The organism is Alteribacillus iranensis (genome assembly GCF_900113025.1).
Classification (GTDB): Bacteria; Bacillota; Bacilli; order Bacillales; family Marinococcaceae; genus Alteribacillus_A; species Alteribacillus_A iranensis.
In genome coordinates, this window is sequence record NZ_FONT01000004.1 from 35835 (window position 1) to 46638 (window position 10804).

The 10804-nt window shown below is 42.6% G+C and carries 8 protein-coding genes and 1 riboswitch; all 8 genes read right to left on the reverse strand.

Going from position 1 to position 10804, the window contains the following annotated elements:
* A complete protein-coding gene (locus BM095_RS10025; protein ID WP_091661117.1) occupies positions 1 to 930 on the reverse strand; it encodes an ArsA family ATPase in 930 nt (309 codons plus the stop codon).
* Positions 931 to 947: 17 nt separating this feature from the next.
* A complete protein-coding gene (locus BM095_RS10030; RefSeq protein WP_091661119.1) occupies positions 948 to 1208 on the reverse strand; it encodes a cory-CC-star protein in 261 nt (86 codons plus the stop codon).
* A 386-nt stretch (positions 1209 to 1594) separates the two neighbouring features.
* Positions 1595 to 3340, reverse strand: coding sequence for a carbon starvation CstA family protein (locus tag BM095_RS10035; RefSeq protein WP_091661123.1), 1746 nt, complete (start codon positions 3338 to 3340; stop codon positions 1595 to 1597).
* A 289-nt stretch (positions 3341 to 3629) separates the two neighbouring features.
* Positions 3630 to 4349, reverse strand: coding sequence for a hypothetical protein (locus BM095_RS10040; RefSeq protein WP_091661125.1), 720 nt, complete (start codon positions 4347 to 4349; stop codon positions 3630 to 3632).
* A gap of 123 nt (positions 4350 to 4472) precedes the next feature.
* Positions 4473 to 5108 (reverse strand): thiamine phosphate synthase, encoded by a 636-nt coding sequence (thiE, locus tag BM095_RS10045; protein ID WP_091661128.1) that lies wholly within the window; start codon positions 5106 to 5108, stop codon positions 4473 to 4475.
* Position 5109: 1 nt separating this feature from the next.
* Positions 5110 to 5934 (reverse strand): hydroxyethylthiazole kinase, encoded by an 825-nt coding sequence (gene thiM, locus BM095_RS10050; RefSeq protein ID WP_091661131.1) that lies wholly within the window; start codon positions 5932 to 5934, stop codon positions 5110 to 5112.
* Entirely contained in the window at positions 5924 to 6760 is an 837-nt protein-coding gene (gene thiD / locus BM095_RS10055; RefSeq protein WP_091661134.1) for a bifunctional hydroxymethylpyrimidine kinase/phosphomethylpyrimidine kinase, read from the reverse strand. Before thiD ends, thiM begins: the two co-directional genes overlap by 11 nt.
* 258 nt (positions 6761 to 7018) lie before the next feature.
* Positions 7019 to 7122: riboswitch (TPP riboswitch) on the reverse strand.
* A 67-nt stretch (positions 7123 to 7189) separates the two neighbouring features.
* Entirely contained in the window at positions 7190 to 10543 is a 3354-nt protein-coding gene (locus tag BM095_RS10060; protein ID WP_091661137.1) for an efflux RND transporter permease subunit, read from the reverse strand.
* Positions 10544 to 10804 lie beyond the last annotated feature (261 nt).

Genomic DNA, 10804 nt, shown 5'->3' on the forward strand with positions numbered 1-10804 from the left:
TTACGTGGAAACCACAAGTCTATCTTTCACGGTATGTAGCGCCTCTGACGAAGAAATATCCTCTTCAAGCAGGGGGATGAAGTGCTTAGATTGCTCAGGAAAGGTATCGTTTATCTCTTCCATGTAGACTTTCTCTTGCCGCCTTCTCTTTTGTAGAAACGATGTATCTCCCGCTTCTTCAGGCAGACATTTATTAATGAATAAGTTACTCACTTGTAACCCAGCGTGTGAAAGCAAAGTTAGTGCACGTTTTGTTTCTGTAATAGGAAGTTTTTCCGGCGTTAAGACATACATGTAGGCTGTTTTCTTTTTATCTATAAGAAGACGTCGTGCTTGAGAAAAGCGCTCTTTCCTATTCATCAAAACTCGGTAAATAGGATCATCCACAGGTTCTCCATCGTTTAACCATTGGGAAAAATTTTCATTAATCGACTGCCTGCGCTGCAGCATCCCGTCCACCCATGCCTCCATCATCTCCGGAAGTGAGAGCAGACGAACGGTATGCCCGGTCGGAGCGGTGTCAAACACAATCATATCGTATTCTTTTTCTTCTAATACAATCTGGACAAGGCGATCGAATAAAGCCGCTTCTTCCGCGCCGGGCGAAATGGCTGCAAGATCAATTTGCCGATGTACCTCTTCCGCCAAATGGGACTTTACAAGCCCTTTTAAATTATCTTTCACCTGCTGAATATAACGGCTCGATTCTTCTTCAGGCTGTATCTCAGTGGCCCAAAGGTTATGGTGTATTTTTTTCTTTCTATCACCCAAGGCAATATCAAAAATATCACCTAGGTTATGAGCAGGATCTGTAGAAACAAGCAGTACTTTTTTGCCGCATTCCGCCGCAGCAAGGGAATAAGCAGATGAGATAGTTGATTTCCCCACTCCGCCTTTACCTCCAAAGAAGACGATTTTTTGTTCAAACATCAATCTCCCTCCTTTCTTTAACAACAGCGAATGCCTGTTAATGGAGATTTTTCCATTCCCATACGGAGATGCCATTCATGAAACCGTTCTATCATTTCTGGATACAATTCAAGTGTATAATAGGAAACCGGATTAGGTATGCCGAGCAACTCCGAAAAACATAGCAGGAGAAACACATCATCCTCATCTCTTATTTCTCTTTTCATTTCAGATTTATGCGGCAGACTTAGAACTTCATCATAAAACTCCAATAATTTTTTAACGCTAAGTTTCTTCATATCTATACATCTCCTATTCACAATTGGCGAAAAGAAGTCTGCTAAGAGGGTAATAGAACGGAAGGGGCTGTATCAAAAATATTGATATTTTTAATTTATTAAGATATGAGTTGAAAAACATGAAGACTCCTGCGGGAAAAGCAACAGAGGAGCTTCTACTAAAATCGCACACGTCCTATGTGCAACGTAGAAGCCACCACATCCTGTGGCAGTAAGATCCCGCAGTGAGTGGGTTTTGCTTACGAGGAAGCTGAAGCGTTGCCCTGCGGCTAAGAAGACACAGTGAAAGCAAACATAGTGCAGCTTGAACTGATGTCGCACTTGTGCCCGTGGTGAAAGCGAAATGTTTTTCAACTATATTGATACCTTTTGATACATTTCCTTTACTATTCATCAAACGGTTTTTGGTTGGGTGATTCTTTTCGGAATAAAGCAATGGCTTCCAAGAGAATCCAAATGGTAAACCCTAAAATAATCGCTCCTAGGACGAATAGAAGCAGCTGGGTATCTCCTTCTCCGTACCCCGACCATTCAAAGAACACCTGACTTGCCATAGCCCACAGCGTCATAAACAATAGGAAAATCATTGGTATCAACGTGTACAAAATTGCACGGCCTTTTCTTCGCAGCCAAATAGAGATTAAGAGTAAGCTAATGCCAGCGAGCAGTTGGTTGGATGTACCGAATAAAGGCCAAAGCAAATAGCCTCCCGAGCCAAAGCCACGATCATCCCCGGGGGTGAGCACTAAGAGAGTACTCGCTCCAACGGCAATAGAAGTAGCCACATGCTTTTTAGTTAACATCGGTGCCTTGTATTCTTGACCAAGTTCTGAAATGATATATCTCATTAAGCGCACCGAAGTATCCAAAGTAGTCGCCGCAAAACTGACAACAATTACCGCCACAATAGTTTCGGCAGTAGCTGCTGGAATCCCAAGTGATGTGGCAAGCAGTCCGGCTCCACCGATAAAATGAGTTAATCCGTCTGCGTTTGCAACAGTATAGCTCTCATAAGCTGCAAGAAAATCACTTTGTGTAGCAAAAAACGTAGTCACCGCTAATATAGTAATCAAGGCCAAGGTCCCTTCACCGATTGCCCCGAAATATCCTACAAAGCGAGCATCTGTTTCTTTATTTAATTGTTTCGACGACGTACCCGAGGACACTAGACCATGAAAGCCAGAAATGGCTCCGCACGCAATGGTGATAAATAGTAATGGGAACCAAGATACATCAGAAACGTCTCGCGTCGCAGGAGCCGTCACTTCTGGCGCAGGCCAAGTAAATAGAAGGCCTAGATAAAGAATAGCTAAACCGACTACCAATTGATGAGAGTTAATATAATCACGAGGCTGGAGCAATTTCCATACTGGTAAAATAGAAGCGATATAAACATAAATCATTAAAATAGCTATCCACACAAGAAAAGCCCAGGAAACAGCACCTAGCCCAAGAGGCCCCACTGCCCCTTCTCCTCCAAAATAAGTAACTAAGTCAATTTGAAGAGCAGGTATTTGACTGGCAATTACAGCTGCTGCATACATAACGAAGAGAGCAGCCAACGAAGGAAACAGCATGCTTTTTCCTTTTTTATTAACAGAATAACCAATCCAAATCGCTAATGGAATTTGAATAAAGACAGCTAATACACTAGCCGGAAAGGTGACAAACAGATTGGATATCACCCAAGCAAATACAGCATTTACCATTAAAACAAGGATTAGGATAATAAATAAAAATAACAGTTTCGCACGCCGGCCGATAATTCTTTCGGCCAATGTTCCAATGGACTGTCCTTTGTTACGAACTGATAAAACAAGCGTTCCGAAGTCATGAACACCGGCAGCAAATACAGTACCTAGTACCACCCATAAAAAAGCAGGCAGCCATCCCCAGTAAACAGCGACAGCCGGCCCTACAATAGGGGCTGCCCCCGCAACAGAAGTAAAATGATGGCCCCATAATACCCACTTATTGGTCGGCACAAAATCTACTCCGTCTCGAAATTGATGAGCGGGTGTTCGAAAGTTAGGATCCAAACGATAAATTCGTTCTGCAATAAACTTAGAATAATAACGGTACCCAAGCGCGAACACTACCAGTCCTATAATGGCTAACACGATAGCAGGCACCGGCTGTCCCTCCCTTTCATCAGCAACTATTGTTTTTTCTTACCACTGAATAACTCTTGAACCTCCTTCCTCTATTACTATATTCATTGTTATTTCATTATATCTAATAAATGGAATATTTTGAATGATAGTTAAAACATCATGGTTAGTTTTTCTCTAGTTCGTTACGGAACTAATGTTGTCAACACTAGACTTCTATTGTTGTAATTTAAACAACTAACTAAAAAAGTGGATGACGTAAACATAAAAAAGGTCACTCCCCTTTCATGGAGCAACCCGTATCTTACATTTACCAATCGAAGAAGTATTTTAACGAAAGTGTTAAGAATGTATATCCTAATGACCCTAATAGAAACGTTTTAAAATGAGCATTTTCCTCAGAAGGAAGCTCTTTTTTTAACACATTTAAAATCATAGCTCCTGAGATAAAAGCAAAAACAATAGCCAGCACCTGTTCTGGTAAGGGCGCAAATACGCCGATAAGCCAGCCTCCGAAAATCCCGGCGGCCAGCATGAACCTGCCAACTGATTCATACCTTTTACTATCTTCTCTCCATAGATCATGAGATACCGCCATAAAGTGTAAACCAACTGCTGTACCATAAAACAGCGCTCTTGCTCCCTCAATGCTAGAAGCAAACACAATATAAGAAACGAGCATATTGTACATCGTGAAAAAAATCATTTGAATCCAAAAAAATTGGCCTTCGCCTTGTGAGTGATTGCGGGAAGCCCGTTCGGCAGCTTTGTGAACCCCGTAAAAAATAAGTAACCCACCAAGACCGAGAACATACATTTCTGATTCCATCGTTAACCCCATATCTCCTGGAAAATCCTCCTGTTCTCGGTGCATGGAGGGAAGGATGTAAACAAAAACATACGAGACTGCTACTCCACCTGAAAAAGAAAGCCATTTAAATCGACCGATTTTCGAAGAAGAGATGAGCCTGTTAGCCAGAAGTTGTACTAATAAATAGATAGTAACTAAGAGGAAGGCATCGACTGTCATTCACATCTCTCCAATAGATTTTTGTGCAATGTAAGAAAACCCAGTAGACATATACATATTTCTCCTACTGCCCTGTTTTGGTTAAGAACAATGCTACAAAAAATCTACCCTCTCATTTAAAACTTAAAACGATATGCTCTCTCTTAATAAGCGGGCCGCTTGCTCGGGATCCTTTGCTTGACTAATAGCTGAGATGAGGGAAATTCCATCTGCTCCGGCATCTATCACTTGCTGTGCATTCCCAACCTCTATTCCTCCAATACCTACTATAGGGAGGGTTATTTTTTGACGCCTCAACTGTTGAATAGTGCTTGGTCCCACAGGGGCTTCCGCATCTTCTTTTGTTTTCGTTGCAAACATAGGTCCAACTCCAATATAGTCTGCTCCCTGCTTTTCTGCTTCTCGTGCTTCGTCTAACGTTTTTGCAGAAACACCCGTTATCATTGAAGAAGGGATCATTTTTTTCACTTCTTCTAATGGCTGGTCATCCTGGCCGGTATGGACACCATCTGCTTTCAATTTGATAGCCAGGTCCACGTCGTCATTTACAATGAACGGCACTTGGTACTTTCGACAAACGGACATAAGTTCACGACCGAGCTTTTCCTTTTCTATCCCAGTCAAAGCGCCGCTTCCTTTTTCACGGTATTGGAAACAAGTCACCCCTCCCATAATTGCTTGTTCCAATACTATGAGGGGGTCTTCACTTGTATTGTTACTTCCCATAATAAAATAAAGAGACAGGGTTTCTCTTTTCATGTTACTCCCCCTCCGTTCTCACTTCTTTATAAATATTAATTTGCTGTTTCATCTCCATCTCTCCTACATGATAGAGAGCATTCAATAATTCCACCTGGAATGTGCCAGGCCCTTGCATCGAAGCATATCCTTCGGCTCTTTCTGCAGACACGCCGTAAAAACCTAAGGCCGCTGCTGCCCCTTCTAACGTATTTGGGGACACTGTCAAGAATGCTGCAATAATAGCACTCGATAAACAACCACTACCCGTGATTCGGGTCAGCATGGAATGACCGTTCTCTACCGTATAAATGGTGTCGCCATCTGTTATCGCATCTTTCGGCCCTGTCACCGCAACTGGAACTTGCAAGGCTTGGAACGCTTCTAAAGCAATTCGGACTGTGTCTTTGTTATCTACAGCCGAATCGACTCCTTTAATTTGGCTTTGGAGGCCTGCTACAGCTGCTATCTCAGCTGCATTTCCACGTAAAATACTTATTTTTATATCCTTTAGAAGTTCATGCACTGTTTGTGTGCGATACGAAGTGGCACCGGCTCCGACCGGGTCCAAGACAACGGGAATCCCCTTTTCATTTGCAGCCTTCCCAGCGAGATGCATTGCTTCTACTTGTGATGCTTCTAACGTACCGATATTAAGAACAAGTGCGTCGCTGTTTAAAGCCATATCAGCTGCTTCTTCCACAGCGTTTGCCATAACAGGAGAGGCACCTAACGCAAGCAGTCCGTTAGCGTTAAAATTTGAGACAACCGTGTTTGTTATATTGTGAATCAATGGAGCACGTTCCCTCACTGCCTCTAAAAACGCGCTGACTTCCTTACTTTCCATGATACATCCTCCTTTCTACAAACAATTCATCTCTCGTGAGGCGGGAAGCAAAATGATTCACCGGTCCATTTCCTTTCCCAATTCCTAGCGGTTGAGAGATCGCTTCTGTGATAAATTGTTTACTCTCATCTACGGCGTCTGCAATGTTATATCCTCTTGCTAATTTTGCGGCTATTGCTGCTGACAAAGTACAGCCAGTGCCGTGCGTATGGTTTGTCTCTGTCCGCGGAGCAGAGAAGTAATAAAATTCATTTCCTGCATATAGGATATCGGTAGCGTCTCCCGAAAAATGTCCACCTTTTACAAGAGCAGACCCGGCCCCTAGTTCCTCTACAAGATGTCTGGCAGCTTCTTTTGCTTCTGTTAAACTAGAGATGGATTGGCCTATTAACTTTTCTGCTTCATCTTTATTCGGGGTAATAATGGTTGCCAACGGGAGCAATCGTGTCCTCATTAACTTCTCGGTTTCTTCTTCCATAAGTGAATCGCCGCTAGTTGCTACCATGACAGGATCTACGACTAGAGGAACTTTTTCTGCTTCTATCCTATCGGCGACACTATTGATTATTTCTGGAGTAGCCAACATTCCCGTTTTCACTGCTTGCGGTCTCGTATCTTCAAACACTGCATTCAATTGACTCTTAATCAACTCCACAGGTACATGCCAAACATCGCGCACTCCTTCTGTATTTTGTGAAACAACCGATGTGACAACAGCCATTCCATACGTGTCACACTCTTGAAATGTTTTTAAATCTGCGTGTATCCCAGCCCCTCCTGTTGGGTCCGTTCCCGCAATGGATAATGCCATAGGTACCTCTTTCATCTTCTACCCCTCCATTTATACTTTTTCTATCTTAACGAAAGCGAAAAGCGTCCGCTTATCGGTGACAAGTGCTGGAGACCGCCGAAGAGGCTTGCCGACAAAGTGCGTGTTGAAGCGTCTCGAGCCGATGGCGCCTGGGGCTAGACGTAGCTAACCCTCACAAAAGTTCTCCACAAGCGAACAAGATTTAAACAATAAAATACCGCTCTCTAAGAAGAGAGCGGCGACTAATATATGCGAAAAACAATGATATTTTCGTATGGTCTACGCCCACTTCCCTACGATGGTACTAACCATATCAGGTTCTGAGGGACAGGTACGATGATACCTTCTCAGCCTTTGAGGCGCCCCTAGTGGTGATTATTTAAGTTACCTTCATATTACTGGACGGGATGGAACAATGTCAACTAACCCCTGCCGCTGACTTTTTTATTTCTTATCATCCCGCTTACCCCTGTCATTTTCTCCACTTTTTGAGTGATCGACTATGCGCTCTAAAAGGCTAATAATCTCATCTTTTGATAAATCCTGGATAGACTTATCTTGTTTTTCTTCTTTGTCTTGTGTTTCTTCTCTATCACTCTCTTTGTTGGTTTCTTCTTTTCTCTCTTCCTCTTTCTCCTCTCTTGAAATTTCCACTTTTTCTTCTTTTTTCTCAAGTTCTTTGTCTGAAGTTTTTTCTATCTCATGAGGATAAATAACTTGGCCATCCGGTGTGACAAATCGTTTATTCATTGTACGCGTCTCTTTATCCAGGAAACTATACAACACAGGTACCACGAATAGTGTCAAAAATGTGCTGCTTATCAAACCACCGATTACCGCGATACCCATCGGTTGTTGTATTTCTGTACCTTCCCCAATACCAAGTGAAAGTGGCAGTACACCGAGTATGGTTGTGATAGCTGTCATGAGAATCGGTCGTGTACGCTGCCGCACTCCTTCCACAATCGCCTCTCTTGACGGCATTCCTTTCTCTTTCATTTGGTTTATATAATCGACAAGTACGATGGCATTATTTACCACAATTCCAGCAAGCACAATCAACCCGATGAATACTGTCACACTTAGAGGTGTTTGTGTCACTGTTAATGCAATCATTACACCTATGACAACTAACGGAACACTAAACATAACCACAAATGGATATTTGAATGATTCAAATTGACCAGCCATCACAAGATATATAAACAACAACGCCAGAAGAAAAGCAAATACGAGGCTATTGATTGCATCCTGAAGGAGTTCCTGTTCTCCGGTAAAGGAGTAGGTCGTACTGTCTTCTAAATCAGCGTCTTCTATTATTTGTTCTATCAACTGAGACATGTCATTTAAATTGGTATCCGTGCTATACGAGACTGTAAATTCTACGCTAGGCTCTTGATCCAACCGGTTAATGACAGCGGGACCTTCCCCTTCTTCCACTACAGCTACATCATCTAACGTGATATATTCTCCATTCGCATTTTGGATAGACAAATTTCTTAAATCTTCAACTGTGCTAAAACTATCGTCTGCATATTTCACAACGACGTCATACGTCTCATTATTATCTGTTTGAATCGAGGTAGCTGTTTGTCCTCTTGTTACATTGTTAACAGTTTGCGCGATTTCAGCTGGAACTAAACCGTTGTTTCTCGCGGCCTCATCGTCAATTCTGACTTGCATTTCAGGAACGTTCTCTTCGCGGGAAGTTTCTACGTCCCGGACTACATTTTCGTCTTCTAAATCACTCTGTACTTCTTTCACTGCTTCGTTCAAATGCTCAAGGTCACTGTCACTCATTGTAAATACTACGGTGTTAGCTTCGCCTCCCCCAACAGCTGCTTGTGTGGAGAGAGAAATATCTGCATTTCGCTCTACTCCTGTGATCTCATCTTCTATATCTTCCACAAACTCTAAAGTACTCGCATCTCTTTGTTCCATATCGATCATAGTAACGAAAAGCTGAGCTTCATTGGATCCAGATGGACCGCCCATGGCTGTTGTATCCTCTGAAGATCCAATTACTGCCATATAATCTTGGACGAGAGATTCATCATCAAGAATATTTTCAATATCCTCAATAACGCCGGTCGTGTTTTCCAATTTTGTTCCATTTTCCATTTCCACATCAATCGTGAAGAAACCTTCATCGGTAGCCGGCAAAAAGTTGACCCCGGTGACTGCGATACCAGCTCCTCCAATAGCTAGCAGCGATATGGTAACAAGAAGAGTAACAGCGCGATGGCCAAGCACCCATTTAATAGAGCGATCCAACCCTTTCATGAAGGTGGAACTTTGTCTGTCCTTTTCCTTATTTTCCGTAGGTAGTGTTAAAATACGGCTAGCCAACATCGGAACAACCGTTAACGCAACAAACAAGGAAGCAATTAAACTAAAAGCAACGGCAAGAGCGAATTCTGTAAATATGTTACCTACTATGCCACTAATGAATACAATAGGCAGGAAAACGGAGACTGTAGTAAGGGTGGACGCCGTTATAGCGCCGCCTACTTCTTTCGTCCCTTCGGCTGCGGCTTCTTTGGGCTTGTACCCCATGGATAAATGTCGATATATATTCTCAATAACAACTATAGCGTTATCCACCAGCATTCCAATTCCTAATGCTAATCCGCCCAATGTCATCAAATTCAGGCTGACATCCGTAAAATATAAAAATCCGAAAGTTACAATGACAGAAAAGGGGATAGCGATTCCAATGATGAGAGGAGTTTTTAAGTTTCTCAGAAAGAAAAACAGGACGACCATAGCAAATACTCCACCTAACACCAGAGCCATGGTAACACTGTCAATCGATTGCTGAATATACTCTCCCTCATCATAGAATGTAGTAACAGATAAGTCTTCGTACTCTTCTTTATTTAAGAGTTCATCCAGTGTTTCATTAAACGTTGAAGAAACAGAGGCTGCATTCGCATCCGTTTCTTTCATAGCTGTTAGTTGCAAAGCAGGCTTTTGATTTGCACGAGTGATAGCCGTTTGTTCTGGAGGGGCAAGCTCCACCTCAGCGACATCAGACAGAGAAATGTCATTCCCATTTGAAGGATTAGCTCCAACTACAAGTTCATTTAATTCTTCTTCATTACTAATAGTGTGAAGAACACGTGTGGACAGCGAATGGTCGTCCGTTTCCACCGTACCGCCTGGTAATGCTATTTCATGAGACTGGATGGCATTCACAATATCTTCTTGACTCAAATTATATGTTTCAAGTTCATCCGGATGTAAATTAACTTCATATCGCTCCGTGACCCCACCTGTTTGATCCACATTAGCGATGCCATCGATTCGTTCCAGCTCTCCCTGAAAATCTTCTACATCCCCTTGAAAATCTTGAATCTCTTGATTATTTGAGGTGATTGCCATTTGAGTCATCCCCATCATGGATGGGTCAAACTTTAAAAAACTAGGGTCATTGGCTTCATCCTCTATCTGGGCTACGTTCATGGATGTGATTATATCTTGCTCAACTTCATCTAACGTGGAATCCCAAGAAAATTCCAGTAATATTAAAGTCATTCCTTCTTCCGAGGTAGACGTCATTCGATTAAGCCCGGGAAGTGTAGACAATTCCTCTTCCAATGGTTTGGTCACTTTTTCTTCTACTTCTTCCGGACTGGCTCCAGGATAGCTGGAGACCACTGCCCCCACAGGAGGATCTATCTCCGGGAATAATTGAAGCGGCAAGTTTGTAAGTGAAACTACGCCCAGTAGAATAAATAAAATCATTCCAACAATCGTCATTTTTGGGCGTCGGATGGATAGTCTCGTTAGTTTCATTCAAAGCCTCCTCTTCCAAACTGTTCTTATTCCATTTACATAAACAGTTTACCCTTATTAACTATTTAAAAACTAAACAATTTAAAATATAAAGGAAGCATTAAAGACCGTCAATCTATAACACACCGCTTCACGAAATGTTCAATGACTTGTTGAATAAGAAAAGCGCAAGGCGCCTGCCTATCGGCGACAAGCGCTGGAGACCCGTCGAGGAGGCTTTGCCGCCGCAGGACGGGTTGAAGCGAACTCGAGCCGATGGCG

Coding starts and splice junctions, on each gene's coding strand:
- thiE (WP_091661128.1), bottom strand. CDS start 5,108: ATGAAAAGAGAAACCCTGTCTCTTTATTTTATTATGGGAAGTAACAAT.
- thiD (WP_091661134.1), bottom strand. CDS start 6,760: ATGAAAGAGGTACCTATGGCATTATCCATTGCGGGAACGGACCCAACA.
- BM095_RS10030 (WP_091661119.1), bottom strand. CDS start 1,208: ATGAAGAAACTTAGCGTTAAAAAATTATTGGAGTTTTATGATGAAGTT.
- BM095_RS10060 (WP_091661137.1), bottom strand. CDS start 10,543: ATGAAACTAACGAGACTATCCATCCGACGCCCAAAAATGACGATTGTT.
- BM095_RS10025 (WP_091661117.1), bottom strand. CDS start 930: ATGTTTGAACAAAAAATCGTCTTCTTTGGAGGTAAAGGCGGAGTGGGG.
- thiM (WP_091661131.1), bottom strand. CDS start 5,934: ATGGAAAGTAAGGAAGTCAGCGCGTTTTTAGAGGCAGTGAGGGAACGT.
- BM095_RS10040 (WP_091661125.1), bottom strand. CDS start 4,349: ATGACAGTCGATGCCTTCCTCTTAGTTACTATCTATTTATTAGTACAA.